We start from the raw sequence: 26,122 nt of genomic DNA, 5'->3' as shown, positions 1-26,122 counted from the left end.
TTCAGTGCAAAAAATGAATTAATACTCCTCCCAAAATTAGAACGATTGCGCCCCCCATTCGATTTCCCATTTGAGCGAAAGCAATCATATCCATTCGATTTGAAGCGGATAATACCGCCACATTACCTGTGCCGCCCATACTATTGTCCGCCATTCCTGCAGCAATCGCAGACTCAACAGGATAAAGCCCAAATAGCTTTCCAATCACGGCACTCGCAACACCCATTACAACGACACTCGTAAGCGTGAGAAGAACAAATTTCCAAGTCAATGATTGTTCCAATACATTCAAGTCAATTAACGCCAAACCTATGCCAGCCAATACTGCGTGTGTCAAGTTACCCATTATAATTTTGTTAAACATGACTACTGACTCTTCAAGCTGATCCGGAATCAAATTAAATGCCTTAGCGATAATAACTAAGATAATAATAAAAGCATAGGCGTGAATTTTTGGAACAAAACTATTTAAAATTGTGCCAACCAAGAAGAACGAAAATGCTAGCATCATGCCAACTCCGATACGAGTAACGTCTAGATTCTTTATTGGTTTACTTTTCTCGTCCTCATTGATTGGTAATAAAACACCATGGCCATCGTGTTTTGTGTTTGCTCCAACTTTTGCAATTAATGCTGCACCAATAACGGCAAGAACATTCCCTAAGGTAACGGCAGGTATTAGTTGAGAAAACATTGAGGCGGAACTGACACCTAAACCTTGAGCATAAATGTGCGAAAGTGGCACCGCTCCAGCACCTATACCACCTGCCATCATTGGCATAGAAACAAACATTACGGAATGCCCGAATCCAAGTCCCAGTAACATACCAACGAGACCAACAGCAAAGAATCCTATAACCATGGCTGCTAATGATACTGGGATAAATCTGACAGCCGCTTTAAGCAATAAGTTACGATTCATTCCTAGAATCGCACCAACGATTAAGGCGGCGATATAAAAGTCTAGTAATCCTTGGTTATTTAAAAATGTCTTAGTAGCATTCACAACGTTTGAAGGTATGATGCCACTTGTTGCTAGAGCAGCTGAAGCGAAAATGGTGAAAACGGATCCACCACCAAGATATGATTTGAAAACTGGTAAAATATTGCCAATGTAGTAGAATAGATGACCAAGTAGAACCAATAACAAGGTTAAACCAAGCATATTAAGTGGCAGCTTGTTGAGTGAAATTGTGACACCAAGTATGACCAGCATCAAAATATACAACGGCAAGCTGACACCACTGATTTTTATTTTTGTCATATTATTTAAGTCCTAATTAGTACTCCGCAGACCATTTAGCATCTTGTACGGCTTGCTTTGGATCGGCAATTTTTTCACGATTAAGTCCCTGCTTTAGAACACTTTGTGCTGTAATTTCAGCAATCTTTTGTGAAAACTCAGTAAGATTTGAAACTGGTGGCAGTACTGCTGCTCCTGGTTCATCAGCATCCACTAGACCACCCAATGCATGAATAGCAGCTGAGATTGTTTCTTGTGTTAACAGCTTAGCAGTTGAGGCAACAAGACCAAAGCCTAAACCAGGATAAATCAACGCGTTATTGCCCTGTCCTATTTTATATGTCACTCCTTTGTAGGTAACATTCGCTGCAGGAATACCAGTTGCTATCAAAGCTTTTCCATCAGTCCATTTAATTAAGTTTTCTGCAGTTGCTTCAGCTAATTTTGTTGGATTTGACAAAGGAAAAATAATTGGGCGTTCTGTATTTTGTGCCATCGATTTTACAATTGCTTCCGTAAATGTACCTGGCTGTGTTGAAGTACCAATCAAAACTGTTGGACGTATCTCATTGACCACTGCTTCCAAATTGTCTAATTGTTCAGAGTTAACAAGTTCCTTTCTTGAACGTGTGAACGCCTTTTGCGCTTCAGTTAAATCTTCAGTATCATCAAATAATAATCCTTGCTTATCCACAAGATAGAAATGGCTGCGAGCCTCTGCATCGGATAACCCAGCTTGTTTTAATTCTGAAAAAATCTGATTAACAATACCCATACCAGCTGTACCGGCACCGAACGTTAGGAATCTTTGATCAACTAGTTTTTCTTTCGATATATTTAGAGCTCCGAATATTCCTGCCAAAACAATCATTCCGGTTCCTTGAATATCATCGTTAAATGTGGCAATGCTGTCTTTATATTTATCCAAAATTACTTGTGCATTTGAACGTCCAAAATCTTCCCAATGCAATAATGATGCTGGGAACAATTTTTGTTCAGCAGTTACAAACTTATCTATGAATTCAAGATACTTTTCACCAGCAATACGTTCATGTTTGTTCCCTAAATACAAAGGATTTTCTAATAATATTTTGTTATTCGTACCTGCATCAATGCTTACTGGTAATACTGTTGCCGGGTCTATTCCAGCTGCTGCTGTGTAAACCATCAATTTACCAACGGCAATATCAACACCATTGACACCCCAATCGCCCATGCCTAATATACCTTCAGCATCAGTCACAACAACTAGCTTTATATCTCTGCCATCAGCGACACTCTTCAATGAGCTCTCAATATTTTCTGGATGATCGATTGACAAAAATGCTGCATTTTGAGGATTAGTGTAAATTTCATTATATTGTTCAATAGACTCTGCAACAATAGGATCATAAACAATTGGCATAAATTCTGAAACATGTTGATCCATCAAGTGATAGAACAATGTCACGTTTTCATTAAACAAATTCATAAGAAATGTTCTTTTTTCAAGTAAAGGACTTTTCGCCTGAAATTGTTTGTAAGCTTGTTCTGCTTGTTCTTCAATCATTTGTACTTGACTTGGTAATGTGCCAGTTAAGCCCAATTGCTCACGCTCAGCTGCAGAAAATGCCGTTCCCTTATTTAAAAATGGATTACGCAAAATGCTATACCCTGTTGTAGTCATGTTATTTCCTCCAAAAAATTTTGTATTTTAATTAACAACATATTTGACTATACATGGTCAATTGTTTTATAGTCAAACTAGCTATTTACTATAAATTTATTTTATATACATCATGATTGTCATTGATATAAAGGGGTTTCTAATGAAAACAGAAGATTTCAAATACTTTAATGAATTATATACAAAAAAAAGTTTTACCAAAGTCGCCCAAACATTTAATGTTAGCCAGCCATCTATTAGCACTGCTTTAAAGCGCTTAGAATCTCACTTCCAAAGTAAGTTAGTTATAAGAGGAAACTCACAAAATGAACTAAAATTCACCCCAGCAGGTGAACAATTATATAGACACACCCATTCGATTACGACGGAAATAGAAACTGCCATGCATGAACTGAATCACTTAAAGTCACATAGTACAACAATTGGTTTGCCACCAATGCTAAAGAGTGCCTATTTTGCTAAAATTGCAGTGGCTAGTAAAGAATTTGATAAGCAATTTAATATCCAAAATATGCACATTTTTGAAGCTGGATCTAATGTATTAAAAAAATCACTAATAGATGGCGATGTTGACATTGCATTATTAGGCTCATTGGATAGTGACGTTACTAATGAGTTATTGCAGGAACCTTTCGTTCAAGCCAATTTTAAAATATACGTCTCTAGTAAAAACCCACTTTCTCAGAAGGAGAGTTTATCTTTTTCTGATTTAAAATCCGAACACTTTGTTGGTCTCGATTCTAGTTTTATTCATAATCGAGCTATGGCCTATTTTGCTAGTACAGGTAATATCAGACCAAAATTTTTTATGAAAACGTCCGATATTAATTTTTTAATGAATATGATTTCGGAAAATCTTGGTATTGCTTTGTTAGCTGATATCGTTAAACCAACAATGCCAGACATAATTACATTATCAATAAAGGATGATCATCAACCTAAATTTGTTGGTAGCATAGCGTTTAGAAAAAATCATCTACTGACCTCAGAAGAAAGGATGCTACTTACTATTCTTTCCAAATATTCACTTACATAATTCTGACATGCTCGCGAACGGCGTCAACCAGAACAGTGCCAAGTAAGCGTACTTAAAATACGGACAGATGTGTGCTCTTATACTAGAAAAATGCACTATTTTTATTTAGCTCATAAAATTAAAGTTCAGTATTTCAAGATATTTGACTTTTTTCTTCTGAAATTATGTTAATGGTAGATTCCAAGAATTAATTATTTATATACATGATAGATACTGAAAACAAATTCGTTAATTAAGGCCATCTAATATTGTTCAGAAGTCAATAAATTGGACTATTTTTATTCAGTAATTATAACCCAATGTTACATGATTACAATATATTAAACGAAAATATATGCATCAAATTTTGAAGTACTAAAATGATTTTCGGTGTAATTGTCAAAAATATAATCTAGCAATGTATTTGCTAAGAAACTCCATTTTAACTATAAAAAAGTAGACCCCAAAAGCAAAAAACTTCTAATTTTGATACAGAATTAGAAGTTATTTGCCAAAGTAGTATTGCAACAGACTTTCACCAATGACTGTAGGTGAAAACTGAAACACAATGATAAAGATAATACTAGGAATCTGAAAAAAATACATAAAAGTTGCTGACCAATCATGAATCCATATGGCACTTTTAGTAATGTATTGTAAAATGTACGGTATTCCTGCAATCATTAAAAATATAACCAAAATACCAGCAAACAAAGGTAGATTTATCTTGTACAATGATGATAATGAAATAACAGCCAATGCATTTCCAACTAAATACAAGGAAATAGAAAACAGTAACGGCCCATTAATAATGCGCATTATAACTCTAATTCCTAGTTGATTATTAATTAAAATTAATTTTTGCTTTTTATTTATCTTTTTCACTTATTAGGCTCCCATATTATTCATATTAAAAATACATAACTTTTAGCTGTAATAATTTCATTGTCAAAACAAAATGCCTTAAATAATCAAAAATAAAAGCACATACAGCATCGGAACAACAATAATTACAAAAGATATTAAAAACCAATCGAAAATAAATCTTTTTTCTTTAGTTAGATAATATAAATTAATATTGAAACTCATACTAATAAACAACAAAGTCAATCCGCTAATCAAGTATGATATATCTAAATCGGTTAAGGTGCTATCTAATTTAATTTCGACCCACAGAAAAGATACGAGCGCCATCACTAAAATTAATATATTAATAATAAAGACAATAATACGCACTAAAACTCTATACTTTTGTAAAATCATCATCATTTTTATATCCCCTCTAGCTCACCTGAATCATTTTGTTCATGAATCCTCTACCAATACTGTCTTATTGTTTTTTATCTCACATCAAGGATTATTCTTTGTCTAGTAAGATGGCCGCTCGTTTTAAAATCTAATTTTCTTCTTGCCAAAATAACAAGTCGTTTCTCTAATTGTTTTGACATCCTTCAACGTCTTTGACTGACCCTTAATCATGACAAGGGTCGCTTGTTTGACACAAATAGCAATAGAGTACTTTGAACGTCTAAATTCCTCGGCTATTGATTTAAGTGAACGTTTTTTTGTGAAGATTAACCAGTGAATCTTTAAAATCCTGTGAATAACGAATTGACATAAAAAATACTTCTATACTTTCATTTTACTGACTGAATAAAAATATCCTATTTTTTAGTATAAGAGCAAATCAAAGCGATGACAAACAGTTACCCTTTAGGTATTTCCTGCACCTCTTATTTAAGAAGTTCATTTACCGTTGTGATTTCATATTTCCCAAAATTACTCCCGCTTTTTTTATAATTATAAACTAAGTTGTTATCAATTCCTAATTATAATTTAATTGGCAAATTTAGGATTGCTAAATTTATTTTTTCATTGGAGAACACTTTTTGCTTGTGTCAGGCTATGTTTTGTACGCCTTCAAATAAATCTCTTCACGATTTTAAATTGAATTGAATGGAACGTTTCCGTACGAACACTGTCCCAAGGACAGCCAGGTAGATGATTTTTTGATTGTTAGTTTGGCTTCCAATATCAGCAATTGGTCTAAAACATAGTCGCTTGTGAAGTATGTCAAAAATGTGTGCTTGTGAAATAGAAAAATGCGTACTTAAATTAGTTTGTGAATTTTGCAATTTCACAAACAAAAAACAGGCCCTTGAAAGCCTGTCCCTGCGTTACTTTGTATAGTCAGTCTTATGTTAACTTAAATTGGTATATATCACTTTTTAATACAAATATCTATAAATGAAGTTAACTGTTTAAGTGTTTTGACTGTAAAGTGCCAAAATAGTACTGAATTTCTGTAAAATTTGATGACTTATTCAATATTTCATATTTATCAATCTGCCATAATTTAAATTTATCCGGTTAATTCCCGAAAGCTGTCGTATATTAATTTTTATAATCGGAATCGCATTTCAAATGTCGCCTAATTAACTGAATAAAAATAATCCAATTTATTGACTTCTAAGCATTTTCTGGAGGTTTTTGGTATTTGGATTGAATTTCCAACGGCTACACTAATCTTTTTAAAATTCGGAAATATTGAAAACTTAGGTAAAACATCAAAATTTTCATGCATACCAATTGGTATCATTTTAACTCCCGTGACGTAGGATAAACTTTCTGCGCCATTTTTTCCAAAATACATATTCCCAGTTGGGGTTCTAGTTCCCTCAGGATAAATGACAACGACTGCCTTTTCAGTGATCAGCTTATCTTTTAGAACCATCATAGAAGACATGGCGTTTTTCCTCCTGTCAACAGATATACTATTTAAAGATAAATGCCACCATCTTGAAAATGGTTTTTCAAAAGCCTCTTTCTTGGTTAAAAAATAAATAGCTTGATTTGGATTTTGTTTTTTTAGAAGATATAAAATCACAAAATGATCCATGTAACTACTATGATTAGCGATGATTATACGCGGCCCATTAAACTTTAGATTCTCTAAACCTTTTACGTTGCCAACAAAAAAACTTACAGTTTTTGTTGTTAACTGTGTAAGAATCGTATTTGTTAAACTCATTTACGTACACTCCTACATCTATATTTTTTCCATATAGTTGGTTAACTCTTTGATACTTAGTAGTGGTAAGTTAAACCTTTTGGACATAGTAAGCAACTGAGGTAGTCGTGCCATTGTTCCATCTTCATTTAGAATCTCACAAATAGCGCCTACTGGCTCCTCATTTGCTAATTTAGCCAGATCTACTGCAGCCTCAGTATGACCATTCCGAACTGCAAACCCACCATCAAGTGCTTTGAGAGGGAATGTATGTCCAGAGTGAACAAAATCTTTCTCTGTGCTTGATGGATCTGCCAAAACTCTGATAGTTGCTGAACGATCAAACGCTGACACTCCTGTTGTAACGCCATGTACTGTCTCAGCATCAACCGAAAAAGTGAACCTTGTTCCATTGCTCTCTGTATTATTTGCCACCATCTGAGTAAGACCTAAACGGCGTGTAATACTCTCTCCAACAGGAGTGCATAGTAATCCTCTAGCATGTGTAACCATAAAATTTACATTTTCTGGACTCATTTTTGCTCCAATGCCAACTAAATCACCTTCATTTTCTCTATCTTCATCATCCACCAGAATGATTAATCCACCTGTTTTCATATATTTAACAATTTCTTCTACATCAGCCATTATTTGACTACCTAAGCATACTTTTATTTTTGTCTCTATTCACACCGAAATATCAATAATTTTTATCGAAATACTGATATTTCATTGAGTATTTACAATTGTCTGTATTTTTGGTGATCATCATCTACTTGATCCTTTTCTTGTTCAACTTTCCCAAGTATTGGCATTGCGCCATCAATCTTTTGATTTTGTCAACATATTACTATTTGATGAATATGTGTCAAAATTTTTTTCCTTGGGGCTAGGCGCTTGTTTAGACTGATTTACTTTACTTTGTTGATTTTGCTTATTAAATTGCCTTCGCAATTCAACTAGATTTTTATCAATATCTCTTAAAGAAGTATCTTCAATTTGTTCCAAATGTTTGTAAAGCTGATTAGCTAAACGCTTGCGGAACTCATCCTCTTTGTTGTCAGAACATTTTCGCTGACTTTTATTCATGACGCCCTAATCATCGGTATTAAAGGCATCAAATTCCTGTGCTAATAATTTGAAACTAATAAATTCTTCTTTCAAATCGCTTTTGAACACGTCATCCAGTAAAGCATTGGCTAACTGATTAGCTTTTACCATCTTGCATTTCTACCAATTAGTTATGTGTTCCCAACTTGTCAACGTCATTTGAGATGGAATTTTGGTTTTAAAAATTGATATACCATGCAATGGCTGCTTGGACTTCAGTTCATGTTTTGTATGCTTCCAAAATATATGGGAATCCCCAACCTTTCACGACTGCAATTGGCTCAGCAGTATTCGATTACTAAATGGTGCAAAAGGTGTTGGCATTTCTGTCTCTGAGAATCTATCAATTGTGATCATCGATTGGACAGAATTAACCCAATTAGCACGTCCTATTTTAGCACCTGTGCAGTAAAAATTTACACAGATGGATGAATTAGCTATTACGGCTCTCGTTGATCACATACAACACCGCATACCGTAACTTTTACCGATATCACACTCAAGCAGGGCAATACGGTGGCAAATGTTAATTAAAACAACAAAAGAGTGTCAGTGTTTTTATGTACTGACACTCTTTTTAGTTATCTATTGCATTTTAGCTTCAATATTTGCTAAGGTCACTTCTGAAGTAGACTCAAAATTCAAGTCCGCTCCTGACAAAACATCTGCGTTACCAATGGCTAGTGATGTCTCACCTGCGCCATTGATTGAGACAATACCAGCAGCTGAATCTTCCAATCCAATAACATTTTCTGGATTTAAATGTAAGACTTCCGCAGCACGAACGAAGATTTCAGGATCAGGTTTTCCCTTTGTCAAAGTGGCGGGATCAACAATGCCAACAAAATACTTGGTCAATCCCAAATGATCTAGAATCATTGGTGCGTTTTTAGAAGCTGATGCCACCGACATTGTATAGCCGGCTGCCTTAGCTGATTGAATGAGATCTTTCATGCCAGGTAAAATATCATCTTCAGTCAATGTTGAAATGAGTTGTTGGTAATGATGATTTTTCTTTTCTGCTAATGCTTCTTTATCTGCTTGAGAAAAATCATCGGCATGATCCCCAGCATCCAAAATCATTTGCAAGGAAGCCATGCGACTGATGCCCTTCAAACCTTCAGCCAATTCTGGTGTCCAAGTTGTGCCAACCTCATCAGCTGTTTGATGCCAAGCTTCGCCATGGAAACGCGCCGTATCAGCAATAACCCCATCTAAATCAAAGGCAAAACCTTTAATATCTGAAAATTTAGTCATTTTTATTTATCCTCATTTTTTTTAATTTGGTAAGTTACGGTATAAGTTTTTGTTTCGTTTGCTGGCAAAACAATATCACCAAAACCTTCATGATTAACCGCATCAGGTAAAGTCTGCATCTCAATAGCAAGCGCTGTTTTAATGTCACTGCTATCGTCAGGATTGGCAGTGAATACAACAACACCATTGCGATCTGAATCCACTGTCAAGGTCAAACTTTCATCGGGTGAAGTTAGTCCTACACCTTCCCCTTGACGGCTTGGATCTAATACCCAAGCATCATCATAATGCTCTTGTCCCAAGGCGTGCAAATGCGCAAAATCAAATTTTGTATTTTGATTATCAAGCACGTTACCGGTTGGAATCGCGTGATTATCAACTTCAAGATGTTGATGTGACGCAATTTGTAATTTATGCTGACTGATATCTTGATCCTTACCAACTAAATTAAAGTAGACGTGCGTCATTGGGTTGAATAATGTATTTTCAGTTGAAACGCCACTAAATATAATATCTAGACGATCCTCATCGTCCAATCGATAGGTTACTTGGGCAGCTAATTGTCCGGCGAATTCATCATCAAAAGTACGTGTGAAATTAATTTCCGCTGCTGTACCCAAATTTCTTGCTTCACCGTGCCAATTAACCGCATCAAAGCCATTGATGCCAGAATGTAAAACATTGTCATGATCATTTGGTGTTAATGTAAAATGTGCCCCATTAATATCATAGTCAGTTTTTGATAATCGGCCACCAACGCGACCAATTGTGTTTCCAAAATGGAATGGATTATCTAAATACGTGGCTAAATCATTAAATTGTACTAATAATTCTTGTTTGACACCATCATGTTCAACGGAAAATGACTGCCAAGTTGCTCCGTACGAAATCGCAGTAATCTGTGTGTGTTTAATATTTTCTAGGGTAAACGCCGTCACGATTTTTCCGTCAGGTAATTGTCCAAAATCCTTCTCTACTACTTTCATGATATCCTTTCCTGCTATACAGCAAATGAGCGATTTCTCGCTCATCATCAGGCTTATTACTTTGTCAATTCGACATCTTGTCCTAATAGGTCAATAACTAATGGTTCACCTGAAATCAAGTCAACATGTGCACCTTGACCATCAACTGACACTTCCAAAACATGACCTCGGAATACCAAACGGAAAGCATATTTTGTCCAATTCTTTGGCAAGAATGGCTTCAAGTGGAGTTTACCATCACGCACACGCATGCCGGCAAATCCTTGCACAATCGCTAACCATGAACCTGTCATAGCGGTTATATGCAAACCATCTGACGTATCATTATTATAATTATCTAAGTCCAAACGGGCCGCACGTTCGTACATTTCAACTGCTTTATCTTCCATTTGTAAGTCAGCAGCCAAAATTGAGTGAACAGATGGCGACAATGATGACTCATGCACTGTCAATGGTTCATAGAATTCAAAGTTGTTACGCTTTTCTTCTTCTGTAAACGCGTCTGGGAAATAGAACATGGCATGTAATGTATCAGATTGCTTAATATATGGTGAGCGCAAAATGCGATCCCATGACCAGTTTTGGTTAATTGGACGAATATCTTGTGGCATATCAGCGATTGGAGTCAAATCTTTATCCAAGAATGTATCGTGTTGAACAAAGATATGCTTTTTACCTGTCTTGGTTTCAACATCAGCCTCTGGCAAATACATTTTATCAACAATTTCTTGCCACTTTGCTAATTCTTCATCTGTCAAAGCCAACTTAGCTTTTTCATCAGCATTAATTTCATCGTAGTGTTCAAGTGAGTATTGCAAAACCCACTTAGCCATCCAATTTGTATAGAAATTGTTATTAACATTGTTTTCGTACTCGTTGGGACCCGTGACACCATGAATCATGTACTTATCGTTTCGGGCAGAATAGTGGACACGATCTGCCCAGAAGCGGGCGATATTATACAAAACTTGTGCGCCATCACCGTCAAGCCATGAGTGATCTCCCGTGATGTTGGTATAATTATAAATCGCATAAGCAATTGTCGAATTACGGTGAATTTCTTCAAAAGTAATTTCCCACTCGTTGTGTGACTCAATACCATCAAAGGTCACCATTGGGTACAAAGCACCTTTTAAGCCTTGTTCTTTGGCATTGTGGAATGCACCATCCAACTGATCAAAACGATATTGTAGCAATGAACGGGTCACAGACGGATCAGCAACACCAAGGTAAACAGGAATGGCAAATGCTTCGGTGTCCCAATACGTGGCACCACCGTACTTCTCGCCAGTGAAACCTTTTGGTCCGATATTCAAGCGTGGATCATTACCATAGTAAGTTGAGAATAACTGGAATAGGTTGAAGCGAATACCTTGCTGCGCCGCATCATCTCCTTCAATTTGAACATCAGCTTTTTCCCAACGATTAGCCCATTCTTGTGCATGTGCTGTGTATATGTCGTCGTATGTTTGTGCGGCAAGATCCGCAGTTAGTGTTTCACCTGCTTTAATCACTTGAGCTAGGCTATCATAATCACGCGAAGTTGTCACAATCACGCGCTTTTCAAAACTAACTGAACCTTTAGCTGGTACTTCAATGTCAAAGTTATCAGTCACTTCTTTTTCAGAGCGGTTCACACCATGCTTTTCACCGCCAACAAAGCTCTGACGGGCAACAACTGTAAATTGTGGCACACCAAACGGATTTTCAATTGTTTGCGTAGCGATAAATGATGAATTAGTGTCATTACCTGCGTCCAAAACTTGCCAAAACTTTTCATCATAATTTGAATCTTCATTGACAACGTCAGCATCAATACTAGCATCAAAACGAATTTTGTGCGCTTGACCATCAGCAGATGACAACTCATAGTGAATATCTGCCAGTTCATTCAATGCTGCTGAAACTAAGCGCGTGATTTTAAACGTCACGCCAAACACAGTAAATGTTCGATTCAAAACACCATTTTTCATATCCAATGATACTTCAAAATCAGTCACATCATTCTTAGCTAAATCAACTTGATTGCCATCAACGTAAATGTCTGCCTTGACATAGTTTAGCGCATTGATAGCTTTTCCAAAGTAAAGTGGATAACCATTTTTCCACCAACCGACACGTGTTTTATCTGGGAACCAAACACCACCAACGTAAATTCCTTGATGTGTGTCACCGGAATAGACTTCTTCGAACATGCCACGCATGCCCATGTATTCGTTGCCCAAACTCGTCATAGATTCTTGGAGACGTTTATCTTTGGGATTCAAATCATGTGATGTAACTGTCCAAGGATCAACTTCAAAAATTCGTTTCATAAGACTTTCTACCTCTTCAATTTTTCTAATGCTTAGCTTCAGCGCTAATATCTACGACGATCGATCGCACATATTAACGCCGAAGCGTTAGCCATTATTGTGCATCTACTGGATTACTGTGAATTTCATTGATAAACCCAACACTAACAGCACCAATTAACATTAAGATTCCGGATACTAAGATCATTGATGGGAAATGTGAACCAAGTGCTGGGAATAGTGCAAAACTAGCAACTGAGGCTACAATTTGTGGCAAGCAAATTGAACCGTTAAACAATCCTAGATAAGTCCCCATGTGATCACCGGGTAATGCGTTGGTTACCATAATGAATGGGTATGCCATCATACCTGCCCATGAAATACCGATTAAAATAAATGAGCCAATCAACAAATACTGTGAATGAATAAAGAACACTGATGTGAACCCAATTGCCCCCAAAAATAGTGACAAAGCATAACCTGTTTTGTTTTTGTTTGCTGGAATCTTTGATAATACTAACGACCACACAACGGCTGCAATAGCATAAACCGCTGACATGATACCAAACCAGTTTCCACCATTTTGGTAACCAGCCGTTGTTGGATCAGTTGCATGGAAAATATTGTCTGCCACAGCACCAGTACCGTAGGTCCACAAATATTGGAATGCCATCCAGCAGAAGAACTGAGTCAAAGTAACCATCCAAAATGTTTTTGGCGCGCGCTTTAACAAAGTCAAGAAGCCACCTTCACCATCATTTGGTGTATTCAAAGCATAGCCATGATATAGCTCATAAGTGGCATCATCGTATTCTTTCACGTTAAAGACTGCAATCAGTGAAAAGACAACTAAGACTAACGCACCAACATAGAATGAAATAATTACAGATGCTGGCACTTGACCTTTAGGCGCTGTGTTAGCAACACCAATCGCTGTCAGCAAGAATGGGAAAATGGTTGCCAACACAGATCCTGTATTAGATAAGAAACTTTGAATTGAGTATGCGTATGACTTTTGGTCTTCATTAACCATGTCACCCACAACCATCTTGAAGGGTTGCATTGCAACATTAGAACTCAAATCCATGAACAAAATTGTGATTGCTCCAAACCACAAACCAGCAGTAGTTGAAAAACCAAAACTACCTGAATTAGGCAACAAGAACATCACAATAACTGACACAAGAGCGCCAACCAATAGGTAAGGCATTCGACGACCAAAGCGTTTTGTCCAAGTGCGATCTGAAAAATAACCAACTAGTGGTTGAACAAACAACCCTGCCAATGGTGGTAGGATGAAGAAAAATCCTAACTTAGTGGGATCAGCACCCAAGGTCTGAAAAATACGTCCCATTTGGGAACTCTGCAATGAAAATGCCATCTGCACGCCCAAAAATCCAAAACTCAGCATCCAAATGGTGCTTAGCGGCAGGTTTGGCAAACCCTGCCCTTTTTTCTTATCTACCATAATTACTTCCTCCAAAATTTTTTTGAAACATAACTGATTTGCTCTAATCATGCACCATTTATATGAACAATTCGTGATGAAACTGTTTTTTTAGAAATCAGGAACATGTTCTGAACACCAATATATGTAACCGTTTATATTTTATAGCATAGAACATTTGGATAATTAATGGAAGCGTTTGCACAATGTTAACGATAACATTATGCAAATTTATTGTTTATCGAACAGCTATAGCTGCTGAAATGCTGGTATTTCCTAATTCTATCGTTTTTTGATTCAATTTAAGAAATAATTTGTGCAACAATTTTTTCAATAATTAAGGCAAACGCTTGCCTTATGGGTGTCTAATTTCGGCTGAACCGCACTTAGCACAACAAGTGCAACCTAATCGCTCGCACGGATAATCGTAGTCGGCAATTAGAAATTGTGCATTAAGTTCAATACTAATCTAACGATAAAACAATATAATAAATATCACGATATCCCTGCCGGCACATATATTCAGTCGTTTATTCAATGCCTGCTCGATTATTCACGTCAATAGATTGTGTCTCTGCCGTAATATCTAAGCTAATTTTCAGTGTCTAACCTTTTTGTTGTAAATTATAGCTAATCGAATCAATAATTCGGTTCAACTGTTGTAACATCTTCTAAAAGTAAGAAACGAATGACATAATGGCGTTGGTTGGCTAATGACCGTACGACTTGATTTGGCAGATAGTCAACGGTCTTTTTTTTATTGCATGTTGTACTCGCACCATCAGTTCAGGTGATACTTGATCTGGATGATTAATTACATGGCTAAGTGTCATTTTTGAGACATGCGCCTTTCGTGCAATATTATTTTAATTCACCACGTCTCATCACAAAATTCAGGTAAACGGTACGGCACAATCACGCTTGTTGCCTTAGTTTGCTCCAGGACAGAGCGCTGATCGTTAAACAATAATCGAACCGCTTCACTGCCCAAACTACGTGGCAACACATCAACTGAATAGAAATCCTTACCACCAAGTCGTGCATATTCAGAACGATTAAAAGCTATCGTTGGAAATTTTGGATGTGTGGGTAAATGAGCTTGGGCGCTGATGTCAAGATTATGGACAGATTTTTTCGGCACCGAGAGGTGCCGGACTCCGAAAATTTTTCAAAACCCGGATTTCAGCTTAAAACGGCGTGAGTTCTGGGTGTTTTTGTAGGTGGAACAGGGCTTAGCCCTGCCGGTGAGAGAAAACGGGTGGTATAGATTGTGAACCGGCCGGATTTCACAAGTTGTATCGTGCAACAAATAAGCCTTCACAAGGCGAATTTTTGAAATTCACAAGTGACGGCTTATAAACGGCGTCGTACCGGCTAGTGCCGATAACCGAGATTAAGGAAACCAAACATTGGTCTAGGCGGCTTGAAGCCATTCAGTGCGTGAATTAATACGTTCGTTGTTGTACCAGTTCACATACCATTCGACAGATGACCTGACATCATCAATGGTTCTGTATTCTTCGTGATAAATCAGCTCACGCTTGATGAGCGAATGAAAGCTCTCGATACGTGCGTTGTCGTAAGGATGCCCCTTACGCGACTGATCTATCCCAGCGTTTTGCAACGTTCCTTCGAACAGACTTGAAGTGTACTGGCTTCCCATGTCGCTGTGAATCATCTTTGGTTTACCGTTGGCTCTTAGAGCTTTCACGACAACAGATGTTGCGAATTCTTTGGTCATCTCTGAACTCAGTCCATATGAGACAACACGGCGTTTTTCTGGGTCATAGACCGTCGCCAGGTAAACCCAGTTTCTATTCATCAGCTGGATGTACGTGATGTCAGTCGTTAGAACGCCACTCAAATCATCCAAATTCTTCATGAGATTGGGCTTTTGTGGTGTGTCAGTGGTCGTCGTCGGCTTCTTATATGACTTCCTGACCATGCGAGATTTAAGGCTCATCTCATTCATGAGCCCCCAAACCAAACGATCACCAACTTCAGTGTTCAAAATGAACCGTAAAAATACGGCGATGCGTCGGTAGCCATAGATCCCACGATTGGTGTTGTAGACGGCTTTGATTGCCGTTTTTAGAGCGTTGCGACGCGTCTCTTGTTGGCTGGGATGCCAATTTTTCCATTGATAATAGTGCTTCGAGCTATATTCAAAGCTGATAAAACGCTTGTTATGCGGTGTCCCATTGCGAGCGAACGGTCAATGATTTCCAGTCCTAACTCGCGATTTTGCGTTAGTTGTACTTCGAAAGTAACACCGCGGCTCGTTTTAAAATCTCAAGTTCTTCGCGAAGTTTGTTGTTTTCCTTTTGTAATGCGTTTACATCAGCTTGCGTCCATTTTTCGCCGTCCACTTCGTGGACCGCGTACAACTTGACCTAGTTACGGATTGAGTCGACCGAAGGTCCGTATTCAGCGGATAGATCAGTATATGAACGGCCTTGATTGTGCATCTCAACAAGAGACTGCTTAAATTCTTTTTTGTATCGAATCATATTAAAAAATGCTCCTATGCTATTAGTTTACAGGGCAGAAGAAAATCTGTCCGTAAATCTAGCATAAGAGCAGGATTATTACACCACATTGTTCAAGTCGACTGACAAAGAAACAAGTGTGAAAGTTAATTTTGAGTAATCATATATTACTTAATTATGGTTAATTTAAAACGTCTAACATTTTTTGCTAGACGTTTTTTAGTTAACAGCTTTTCATGATTTGTAATCAATTCCCAAGAGAAACGATTTTCTGACAATATAGAACTTAAATTATAGTTAGTGAAATATTGGTATTATACTTAATATGGAGTAGAGTATCTGAATTTTACTGTTTTAGTTTCAAATAAAAATAAATAATCAGGATTTTGATCATGAATTGTTGAGTTGATAATTTGATTTTCATTCGACTTCAATGTCCTTGAAAATTATACAAAAAGTTGAATCCTTACTTTTCACTCTTGAACTAAAAACATGAACGATTCTTTTTCACAGGTACTGCAGATTTTTTAATTAAGTATTTCGTTTTAATTTTATAATATGTTTTTTGCATCTAAACTAGGACTAATTATTTACTTGATGTTTTGGTTGACTTCCATTTAATACCCGTGTAATTTTTTTAGCTGCTTCGAGGGCAACGTTTTCTTTTGCTTCTCGCGATTGTCCTGCAACATGTGGGGTAAGAAATACATTAGGCAGACTGTACAATGGATTTTGTGCACTCACAGGCTCATTTTCAGTAACGTCCAAGCCTGCTCCAAAAATTTGATTATTTATTAACGCACTATATAATGCATCTTCATCAATAAGCTGACCACGCCCGACATTGATCAAGACGGCATTTTTTTCATTAGTTTTAGCGTAGCAGAGTTAATCATGTGTGTTGTTTCATGTGTTGCAGGTAATGCTAAAACAATATAATCTGCTTTTTCGTATATTTCAACTAATGAAGCCATTTCACCATTGCCTATTACGTATTTATGTCTCGCATTTACGAGAATTTTTACATTGAAACCGCTTAAAAGACGAGCAATTTTCCGCCCAATGTTCCCATACCCAATAATGCCAACAATTTTGTGAGATAGTTCGTATCCAAAACTATTACCTGTTGAAAGAGCTAAACTTTTGGTATTAGAATTGATTAGTTTTGAGGCAAATTGACGTCCGGACATTAATAAAAACATCAAAGCAGTCTCGGCCACTGAGCTAGCATTTGCACCAGGTGTGTTTGTGACAACGATTCCACGCTGAGTTGCAGCACTAAGACTGACATTATCATAACCAACTCCATGCCTCGCTATAATTTTCAAATTTGGCATTTTATTCATTGTATTATCATCAAATTTAATTGGCATTAATAATACTGCTTCAACCTCAGGATTCTCATCAAAACAATTATCAGTTTCTTGATTATTTTCAAGCACTTGAAGTCCTTGTTGTATTAAAAAGGTTTTGGCTATTTCATCTACTTGTGAAGCCACTAAAACTTTTTTCATTTTTTCTTCCACTCAATTTATAAACCTTGATGGTTTTAATAATTTATCTTTAGCTAAAAAAGTGTTTTAATCGTTTAACCGCTTCAATTAATTCGGCTTCTGATTTGGCATAACTTAATCGAAGGTAACCGGGCATTCCAAATCCCTCACCCGAAGGAATAGCTAGTTTTTCCTCAGATAGCAGTGCCATTGAGATTTCGTTGGTATTTTTAAAATTATTCTTTTTCATAAATTTACTATCAATTTTGAAAAAAATATAAAATGATCCAGATGGTTTAAAAGGTATGCTGATATTATCAATTTCAGACAAATCCCGATACAAAAAATTTAGTCTACTTTCAAACGATTTTCTCATTGTTTCGACACTTTTTTGTTGCCCGTTCAATGCTTCAATTGCTGCATACTGTGCTACTACAGTTGGATTTGAGGTCAAGTGTCCTAATATTTTAGTCATTGCATGCGTTATAGAAACATCAGCAATTGCCCAACCAATACGCCATCCAGTCATCGCATATGCTTTAGAAACGCCATTAATAATAATCATTTTACTGTTTACAAGAGATTCTAGTGACAATCCAGAATGAAATACTGTGTCGCCATAAACTAATTTGCCATAAATTTCATCTAGAATTAGATATACGTCATTAGTCTTTGTCCACGAAATAATTGATTCTAATTCATTCTTTGAGTAAACAGCGCCACTTGGGTTGTTGGGTGTATTTAGTATAACTACTTTAGGCTTTTCTTCTAATTTGTTAAGAACATCTATTGTTAACTTGAATTGTGGATCAGAAGAAACAATAGCTTTAAAAGATCCCCCGGCTAATTTGACCTGTTCTGAATAGCTAACCCAAAAAGGGGCAGAAGTTATAACTAGGTCTCCGGGATCAACTAATATTTGCATCAATGCATACAGGGCAAGTTTTGCGCCAGTCGTAATCACAACTTGATCGGTTAATAAGGAAACATTGTAATCTCTTTTTGCTGCAGCGACCACAGCATTTTTGAGTTCAACTAATCCATTTGTAGCTGTATAGGAATCAGTCAGGTGATCTTTGATAGCAATCCGTGCCGCTCTGCCAATATTGTCAGGTGTATTAAAATCTGGCTCACCTTGACTTAAATTAACGACATCAATGCCATCAGCAATCATGTCCTTAGCTTTTTTTCCCATTGCCAACGTTGGAGACGCTTCTAAACTGTCGACTCGTTTTGCTAACATTCTTTCGTGTCCTTTCTAAAAAAAACGTTTGATTTTATTCGCCATGGTTCGAGTATGTAATAAAATTTCCCATGGCTTCGATTTATAGATACCTTGTACTACCTCAGCTCTCTCCGCTGAAGCCAACCAAGCATCATTTAATGACACCTTTTCAAAATGTATTGGTTTATGTTGTGGCCATTGCGCAAGTGTACCTAAATCACTAATGATAACCTTAGCAATGACAGGATATCCTCCATGAGTAGCGCGATCCGCTAATAAAACAATTGGTTGCCCGTCGCGAGATATTTGAATTGCGCCATTCATATTGGCTTCTGACAATAAATTTTCTGGTTTAAAAATAATCATTGGCCCTTCTATGCGGTATCCCATACGGTCAATATGCTTGCCTAAGTGAAATGGTTTATTTAATAGTTTTTGCCATTCATCCTCCGAAAACCAGTCATATTCAGGACCGGGCACAATTCGAATTTTCTTTGTCTTAATTAAACTAATTAGGTTTAATGGCATTTTTGGTAATAGCTTCACAGTATTGTAATTAAAAGCCTGAGACGCGTCTAAAATATTCAATACATCACCACTTTTTAATCTTTTTCCATTAAAACCACCCAAATTAACGGCCAAAGTAGTCGCATGCGATCCCATAACTTTTGGCACCTGAATACCACCAGCAACACTCAAATATACAAATCGTCCTTCTATAATTTGCGTAAAGTCCAATACGTCATTTTCATTGACTAAAATTGGAATATCCTGACTCACCCTAGCATCATTTAGCTTTGCATTTACACGTGCACCAGTTATAGCTACAATAGTGCTACTCGAAAATTTTACCTTACCCCCAGTTACGCCAAACTCAATACTAGCAGGTTTATCTGTCGATTTATTACCCACAAGTGCGTTACCAATCTGATAAGAAAAAATGTCCATAACGCCAGAATTCAAAAACCCTTCACCCTGGTGACCTATTCTACCATCATCTTGAACCGTCGCTAGCATTCCAGGTGTTATGATTTTTATAGTATTCATAGCGTTTTCTCCTTAGAAACAAAATCATCAAAATGCGTACCTTTCAATTTTTGGAATTCAAGCTTATCTATTGCATAAAACTTCATCCTGTCTCCAGCATGAAGTTTTATTTCAGGTCGATTCGAATCAAACATAACTAATGGTGTTTGACCAATAATCTGCCAACCGCCCGGAGAGTCAACAGGATAATATCCTGTTTGTTCCCCACCAATAGCAATAGAACCAGCAGGAATTCTTAGTCTTGGTGTATTTTTACGAGGTGTATGAAGCTTTGCATCTAAGCCACCAAGATATGCAAAACCGGGTAAAAATCCTAACATATAAATTCTATATGCTTGTGCCGTATGAAGATGAATTACTTCTTCTAGAGATAACCCATGATATTTAGCAACCTCTAGCAAATCTAATCCCACTTCATCATTATAAAGTACAGGTATATCATAGTGTCTTCCGTTTTTATCAACTATTTCACCATCCATTTTGTTTAATTGCTTTTCTAAAAAATGCTTAAATGATGCAATATCTAGAACAAGTGGATCAAAAACAAATGTAACTTCTCGATAAGCGGGTATAATATCCACCAACCCATTTATATGTTGCCTCTCTACTAATTTAGCTATCGATAGTACTTGATTGCTAATTTTTTCTGAAACAACATTTTCAAATACAACGTTAATACTTGTGTCACCAGAAAAAATAACTTTTGAATTCATTTAGACCCCTTTTATAATGTATGAATGAGCGTTTCGATGCCAGCAAATGCCATGAATAGGACCACAATCCAGCCAAAAATGCTTAGTAGTATGGGATGCTTATAATCAGTACCCATAATTTTGTTTTTATATGCCCCAATCAATAAAATGGCCAAAGCAATAGGTAAAATTAGCCCATTAATCGCACCAACTACAACTAAAATTTGAGCGGGCTTACCTACAATGTAAAATACTAAGGTTGAAACAGCAATGAAACCAATGACAAGGTATGGACGGTACTTTTGAAATTTTACGGCACCCTCAGGAGAGTGTGAATAATTCATAAATGACACTGATGTGAATGTCGATCCGAGAATGGAAGTCATGCCAGCAGCGAACAACAGTAAACCAAAGAACTTATAACCAAAGTTTCCAGCTGCAATTTTAAAAATATCAGCTGCTGGATTCAAGGGATCTAACTTATGACCAGCCATTACGACTGCCAGCCCGGCTAAAAATAACATGACACGAATTACTGATGCAATTCCAATTCCTGAAAGCGCGCCCTCATTTACGTATTTCAATCCTTTTTGTCCATGCACTCCACCCTCTAACAAACGGTGACCACCTGCGAAAGAAATGTAGCCCCCTACTGTACCACCAACAATAGTTACTATCGAATAAAAATCTATATTACTTGGTAAAAAGGTATGTTTGATTGCTGAACTAACAGGGACAGTAGTAACAGACAAAATATAAATTAAAACTGCAATTTTTACGACAGCTAGCACTTGTACTGTGCGATCCATTACTAGCAATGCATTTCTGACAACAAATACAATTATTGCCAAAACGGCAGCAATGACAGCTCCGTTTTCGGCTGATATACCAAACAAAACATTTAAACCAAGTCCTGCTCCAGCAACATTTCCAATATTAAAAAAGAAACCACCGACCACAATTAAAAAAGTTAAAAAGTAGCCTAATCCAGGGAAAATATCATTAGCAATTTGTTGCGCATGTTTTCCAGATACAGTAATAATTCTCCAAATATTCATTTGCACAACAATGTCAATCAAAATTGTTATTAAAATTGCGAACCCAAAGCTCGGTCCTAATTGACTTGTAAAGGTCGCTGTTTGTGTTAAAAATCCTGGGCCAACAGCAGCCATTGCCATGACAAATGCTGCTCCCATCGCAACAGAACGTGCGCTTCTTTTATTAATTGACAACTCTGAGTTGCTTTTTATTTTGTTTTGATCCATATTTTTATCCTCTTAACAGATTTTATTGGTCACTGTAACTTGATTCTCAAGAAGCAGTTTTTTAATCTCTATGGCCAAGTCCACAGCAGAGTGGTTGTCACCATGAACACAAATAGAATCCACCGCTAGAGGCACAACCTCCCCGGTAACAGACACGACGGATTTTTTTTCCACCATTTCAAGGGCTCGCTGAGCAGCTTCCGCTGGATTTGAAATAACGGCGTTTGGCTGTGACCGTGGAACAAGAGACCCATCAGATTGGTAATTTCTATCAGCAAATACTTCTTGAGCGAACTTCATATTGGCATTTTGTGCTGCTTTAATTAATTCACTGTTGGCCAATCCATATACAATTGTTTGCGGATCAACTAACTTAATTCCAGTTATTACAGCATCAGCTATTAGTCGATCTTTCGCTGCCATATTGTATAAAGCACCATGAGCTTTAACGTGATGCAATTTGTGATCAGGGGTGAAAGCAGACAGAGCGCCAACTTGGTAAGCCACTATATCCGTGATGTCTGATGTATTCATCTCAATTTTACGTCGACCAAAACCCTGTAAATCTGGAAAGCCTGGATGAGCTCCAATTGCAACACCTTTGTCAAGTGCTAGTTGAACAGTCTGAGCCATAATTGACGCATCACCAGCGTGAAATCCACAAGCAACATTTGCAGAAGTAACTTGATGTAAAATTTCACTGTCTAGGCCAATTTTATAATTTCCAAAACTTTCTCCTAAATCTGAGTTAAAATCCACTTTTATCATTTTATTCACACGCTAAGGTCCTTATTTGATATATTAGTAATCAACATGTGTCCTGGTGAATGTGTAATGGCAAATTTTGGTTTCGAAGCCATTACTGCTGCTTGTGGCGTTACACCACATGCCCAAAACACAGGTATTTCATTTTCATTAATGGTAACCGCGTCACCATAATCTGGATGGGCAAGATCATATATACCAATTTCTGCTGGATTTCCAATCTGAATTGGAGCACCATGAACGCCTGGTAACCGATTCGTTACATTAACCGCTGTAGCTATTTGACTACTTTTTATAGGCCTCATGCTTACAACCATATTCCCCGAAAATTTACCCGCTTGCTTTAAGGGAATATTTGTATTGAACATTGGCACATTTGCTTTTTCAGTAATGTGACGAATTTCGATGCCTGCATCGACTAGTAAATCCTCAAAGGAAAAACTACATCCTATCAAAAAACTAACCAAATCTTCACGCCAAAAGTCTACAACGGACAAATATTCGTCAACCATTTTGCCATTTCGATAAATACGATATTTTGGAAAATCTGTAGCAACATCAATGTCATTCCCTAATGTTTGCAACTCTCTGCTTCCTACTTCTGTGACTTCCAGGATGGGAATAGGTTTAGGATTACGCTGAGCAAATAATAGAAAGTCGTATGCATCTTCTCAAGGAAGAACAATTAAATTTGTTTGAGCATATCCTGGGCACATCCCAGCAGTTGGCTTTTGAAATTCGTTATTTCTCACTTTTTTTCTAAATTCTGTTGGTGTCATTTTAAAAATTTCCTATTCTTTCATTTGAAAATCCAACCAGTCAATGTCTGTTTTATTCTTATCTGACATGTAGTCGGGGTGAATAATAATTCTCATCAACAAATCTAAATTTGTGTCCACACCTAATATAACTGTCTCTTCTATCGCTATCTGCAATCTTTTTAATGTCTCATGCCGAGTCATGCCAGTTGCAATAATTTTTACAATCATCGCGTCATAATATGGAGGTACTTTATATCCTTGATACACAGCCGTTTCAATTCTAATTCCTAATCCGGTGGGCAAATGTAATCCAGTAATTGTGCCTGCGGATAGAGCGGACACGCGTGCCTCAATAGCATAATTGTTTTTTGAGCCAATTGAAATGTCATTTATATTTCGACCACTTGCTAATTGAATTTGAGCTGATACAATATCGATTCCTGAAACTTCTTCAGAAATAGCATGCTCAACTTGAATTCTTGTATTCATTTCCATGAAATAAAATTTTCCAGGACCCTGATATAAAAATTCAAAAGTGCCTGCACTTCGATAAGCCATTCTTTTTACAGCATTTAGAGAAACTGCTAACATTTTTTTTCGTGTCGTTTCATCCAGTAAATGACTAGGAGCTTCTTCGATTACTTTTTGATGGTGACTTTGAATCGTACAGTCTCGTTCCCCCAAAACTATGGCATTGCCTAAACCGTCACCTAGGATTTGTACTTCAATATGACGCGGTTTAGAAACAAATTTCTCAAGATACATCCGTGGATCACCAACTGACGCCATGATTTCACTCTGGGCTACCTCAAAAAGCGATTTAAAACTGTCTTGATTTGATACTAGACGCATACCTTTTCCGCCACCACCAGCTACTGACTTTAGCATAACTGGATATCCAATTTTTTTTGCCTGTTTAAAACCAATATCAACATCTTCAAAAAAACTATCACTACCTGAAACAATAGGAACTCCAGCCTCTGACATAAATTGCCTGGCTTTTTCTTTATCACCCATTTGTGCGATAACTTCACTAGTTGGACCAATAAAGACGATTCCCATTTCTTCAACCTGCTTGGCAAAATTAGGATTCTCTGACAAAAAACCATATCCTGGATGAATCGCATCTGCATGTGTGATCTCAGCCGCTGCTAAAATTGCTTTTTGATTCAAATAACTATCTGCAACATTAGACGGACCGATTTGTACTGATTCATCCGCCATTGCTACATGTAATGAGTCTTTGTCTGCTGACGAATATACCGCAACGGTTTGAAATCCTAACATTTTGACAGCACGAATTATTCTAACAGCTATTTCTCCTCGATTTGCAATTAAAACTTTGAAATTGTCTACAAATTTTTCACCCATTACGATAACCTAAACAACTTTTGACCGTATTCAATTGATTCACCGTCTGAAACTAAAATTTCAGCTATTAAACCATCCTTGTTTGCTAAAACATCAGTCATCATTTTCATAGCTTCAACAATACCTACAACTGTTGACTTTGTTACTTTTTGTCCAACAGAAATAAACGGTGTTGACTCTGGGTCAGATGAAACATAGAAAGTTCCGACCGTAGGCGATGTAATATACTCACTAGTAGGTACTTGTTTTTCTGTCTCTGACTCAGCATTCACACCGCTTTGAAAATTGCTAAGAATATTTTTTGAAACACTAATTTTAGAGTCACCATTCCTAAAAGAAATATGGGTCAAGTTATTTTCATTTAAAATTTTCACAATGTAATTAATATCTTCTAGTTTCATCGAATACAACCCTCCTTATGATATGATTAGAATTTATCACAAATTATTATAGTATTCACATTTCCTGTTAGATAATCTAACATAGATTGACCTTTTTTATATTTTTTTGAAATACGAAATTGTACTCAAATAATCGCTACGGACTTTTAATGTCTTATAAAAAAGCTAATTAATATATGGAATAAATTATTTATTTATTTTAATTTTGTTATTAATTAATCTAAAATGAAAAATTTTTAAAAGGGTGCGAGATATTGTCATTACATTATTTATCGAGGGTAAACTATTATAATGCTTTTATCTGTAATTTTCACAGATGCTAAAAAACCATTTGACAAGAAAATTTTTCTCCTTACAATCTTCTGGATATTTCTGACTCGTATTCTTCGTTAGCCTTTTCTTGTTCAACTTTTTTTTGATTTCTTAAGAATTGACGTTCTGCATTTGTCTCAGCACGGATGTCCTGCCGCCACAAACGACTAATTTTATTAAACGAGCCACCCCGCACTGGCATCTGATCACCTATGTGCTTCTTTGTTATATTTGGGTTGACATTGTCGAACCACGGCTTGGGGGTCAATTTTA

22 protein-coding genes and 3 pseudogenes are annotated in these 26,122 nt (G+C 36.7%); 1 reads left to right on the top strand and 24 read right to left on the bottom strand.

Annotated features, from left to right (window positions below; genetic code table 11):
• Position 1: 1 nt before the first annotated feature.
• A complete protein-coding gene (locus tag LEUM_RS04910; RefSeq protein ID WP_011679758.1) occupies positions 2 to 1,264 on the bottom strand; it encodes a 2-hydroxycarboxylate transporter family protein in 1,263 nt (420 codons plus the stop codon).
• Between the two features lie 16 nt (positions 1,265 to 1,280).
• Positions 1,281 to 2,909: a malolactic enzyme gene (locus LEUM_RS04905; RefSeq protein WP_011679757.1), complete on the bottom strand. Its 1,629-nt coding sequence runs from the start codon at positions 2,907 to 2,909 to the stop codon at positions 1,281 to 1,283.
• A gap of 142 nt (positions 2,910 to 3,051) precedes the next feature.
• On the opposite strand from LEUM_RS04905, the gene LEUM_RS04900 reads away from it, so the two are divergent.
• The gene (locus tag LEUM_RS04900; RefSeq protein ID WP_011679756.1) at positions 3,052 to 3,945 is read left to right on the top strand and encodes a LysR family transcriptional regulator; all 894 of its coding nucleotides are present in this window, start codon (positions 3,052 to 3,054) and stop codon (positions 3,943 to 3,945) included.
• A 483-nt stretch (positions 3,946 to 4,428) separates the two neighbouring features.
• Here LEUM_RS04900 and LEUM_RS04895 read toward each other — a convergent pair whose 3' ends face one another.
• The 22 genes and pseudogenes from LEUM_RS04895 to LEUM_RS04795 form a co-directional block, all read right to left on the bottom strand.
• Complete coding sequence (locus tag LEUM_RS04895) at positions 4,429 to 4,809, bottom strand: hypothetical protein (RefSeq protein ID WP_011679755.1); 381 nt, start codon at positions 4,807 to 4,809, stop codon at positions 4,429 to 4,431.
• Between the two features lie 1,546 nt (positions 4,810 to 6,355).
• Positions 6,356 to 6,955, bottom strand: coding sequence for a lysophospholipid acyltransferase family protein (locus LEUM_RS04885; RefSeq protein ID WP_011679753.1), 600 nt, complete (start codon positions 6,953 to 6,955; stop codon positions 6,356 to 6,358).
• 18 nt (positions 6,956 to 6,973) lie between these two features.
• Positions 6,974 to 7,582, bottom strand: coding sequence for a 3,4-dihydroxy-2-butanone-4-phosphate synthase (gene ribB, locus LEUM_RS04880; protein ID WP_049752807.1), 609 nt, complete (start codon positions 7,580 to 7,582; stop codon positions 6,974 to 6,976).
• A gap of 174 nt (positions 7,583 to 7,756) precedes the next feature.
• Entirely contained in the window at positions 7,757 to 8,023 is a 267-nt protein-coding gene (locus LEUM_RS04875) for a hypothetical protein (RefSeq protein ID WP_011679752.1), read from the bottom strand.
• Positions 8,024 to 8,029: 6 nt separating this feature from the next.
• Positions 8,030 to 8,155, bottom strand: coding sequence for a hypothetical protein (locus LEUM_RS10915; RefSeq protein ID WP_011679751.1), 126 nt, complete (start codon positions 8,153 to 8,155; stop codon positions 8,030 to 8,032).
• A 474-nt stretch (positions 8,156 to 8,629) separates the two neighbouring features.
• Entirely contained in the window at positions 8,630 to 9,301 is a 672-nt protein-coding gene (gene pgmB / locus LEUM_RS04870) for a beta-phosphoglucomutase (RefSeq protein ID WP_011679750.1), read from the bottom strand.
• 2 nt (positions 9,302 to 9,303) lie between these two features.
• Positions 9,304 to 10,287 carry an aldose epimerase family protein gene (locus tag LEUM_RS04865; protein ID WP_011679749.1) on the bottom strand — a complete coding sequence of 328 codons (984 nt, stop codon included), beginning with the start codon at positions 10,285 to 10,287 and terminating at the stop codon, positions 9,304 to 9,306.
• Positions 10,288 to 10,343: 56 nt separating this feature from the next.
• A complete protein-coding gene (locus tag LEUM_RS04860) occupies positions 10,344 to 12,602 on the bottom strand; it encodes a glycoside hydrolase family 65 protein (protein ID WP_011679748.1) in 2,259 nt (752 codons plus the stop codon).
• Positions 12,603 to 12,696: 94 nt separating this feature from the next.
• Entirely contained in the window at positions 12,697 to 14,049 is a 1,353-nt protein-coding gene (locus tag LEUM_RS04855; RefSeq protein ID WP_011679747.1) for an SLC45 family MFS transporter, read from the bottom strand.
• 689 nt (positions 14,050 to 14,738) lie between these two features.
• Positions 14,739 to 14,861, bottom strand: coding sequence for a helix-turn-helix domain-containing protein (locus tag LEUM_RS10850; protein ID WP_235589935.1), 123 nt, complete (start codon positions 14,859 to 14,861; stop codon positions 14,739 to 14,741).
• A 38-nt stretch (positions 14,862 to 14,899) separates the two neighbouring features.
• Positions 14,900 to 15,133, bottom strand: a pseudogene (locus tag LEUM_RS04850) (transcriptional regulator); the annotation flags it as partial.
• 309 nt (positions 15,134 to 15,442) lie between these two features.
• On the bottom strand, positions 15,443 to 16,204 hold the full coding sequence (locus LEUM_RS04845; protein ID WP_115314909.1) for an IS3 family transposase: 762 nt from the start codon (positions 16,202 to 16,204) through the stop codon (positions 15,443 to 15,445).
• Positions 16,205 to 17,099: 895 nt separating this feature from the next.
• Positions 17,100 to 18,031 (bottom strand): annotated as a pseudogene (locus tag LEUM_RS04840) (phosphoglycerate dehydrogenase).
• A 49-nt stretch (positions 18,032 to 18,080) separates the two neighbouring features.
• On the bottom strand, positions 18,081 to 19,253 hold the full coding sequence (locus LEUM_RS04835; protein ID WP_011679745.1) for a pyridoxal phosphate-dependent aminotransferase: 1,173 nt from the start codon (positions 19,251 to 19,253) through the stop codon (positions 18,081 to 18,083).
• Between the two features lie 15 nt (positions 19,254 to 19,268).
• Positions 19,269 to 20,282, bottom strand: coding sequence for a 5-oxoprolinase subunit C family protein (locus LEUM_RS04830; protein ID WP_011679744.1), 1,014 nt, complete (start codon positions 20,280 to 20,282; stop codon positions 19,269 to 19,271).
• A complete protein-coding gene (pxpB, locus tag LEUM_RS04825) occupies positions 20,279 to 20,995 on the bottom strand; it encodes a 5-oxoprolinase subunit PxpB (protein ID WP_011679743.1) in 717 nt (238 codons plus the stop codon). The genes LEUM_RS04830 and pxpB overlap by 4 nt, the downstream gene beginning before the upstream one ends.
• A gap of 11 nt (positions 20,996 to 21,006) precedes the next feature.
• Positions 21,007 to 22,239, bottom strand: a complete 1,233-nt coding sequence (locus LEUM_RS04820) for an NRAMP family divalent metal transporter (RefSeq protein ID WP_011679742.1) — start codon at positions 22,237 to 22,239, stop codon at positions 21,007 to 21,009.
• Positions 22,240 to 22,251: 12 nt separating this feature from the next.
• Complete coding sequence (locus LEUM_RS04815; RefSeq protein ID WP_041775267.1) at positions 22,252 to 23,007, bottom strand: LamB/YcsF family protein; 756 nt, start codon at positions 23,005 to 23,007, stop codon at positions 22,252 to 22,254.
• A gap of 5 nt (positions 23,008 to 23,012) precedes the next feature.
• Positions 23,013 to 23,660, bottom strand: a pseudogene (locus tag LEUM_RS04810) (putative hydro-lyase); the annotation flags it as partial.
• 135 nt (positions 23,661 to 23,795) lie between these two features.
• Positions 23,796 to 25,136, bottom strand: coding sequence for an acetyl-CoA carboxylase biotin carboxylase subunit (locus LEUM_RS04805; RefSeq protein WP_011679740.1), 1,341 nt, complete (start codon positions 25,134 to 25,136; stop codon positions 23,796 to 23,798).
• Positions 25,136 to 25,537 carry an acetyl-CoA carboxylase biotin carboxyl carrier protein gene (locus LEUM_RS04800; RefSeq protein WP_011679739.1) on the bottom strand — a complete coding sequence of 134 codons (402 nt, stop codon included), beginning with the start codon at positions 25,535 to 25,537 and terminating at the stop codon, positions 25,136 to 25,138. Before LEUM_RS04800 ends, LEUM_RS04805 begins: the two co-directional genes overlap by 1 nt.
• A gap of 352 nt (positions 25,538 to 25,889) precedes the next feature.
• Positions 25,890 to 26,117 carry a hypothetical protein gene (locus tag LEUM_RS04795; protein WP_011679738.1) on the bottom strand — a complete coding sequence of 76 codons (228 nt, stop codon included), beginning with the start codon at positions 26,115 to 26,117 and terminating at the stop codon, positions 25,890 to 25,892.
• Positions 26,118 to 26,122 lie beyond the last annotated feature (5 nt).

The organism is Leuconostoc mesenteroides subsp. mesenteroides ATCC 8293, from assembly GCF_000014445.1.
Taxonomy (GTDB): domain Bacteria; phylum Bacillota; class Bacilli; order Lactobacillales; family Lactobacillaceae; genus Leuconostoc; species Leuconostoc mesenteroides.
The sequence above is the reverse complement of the archived record's forward strand: the minus strand, read 5'-3'. Positions and strand labels throughout refer to the sequence as shown.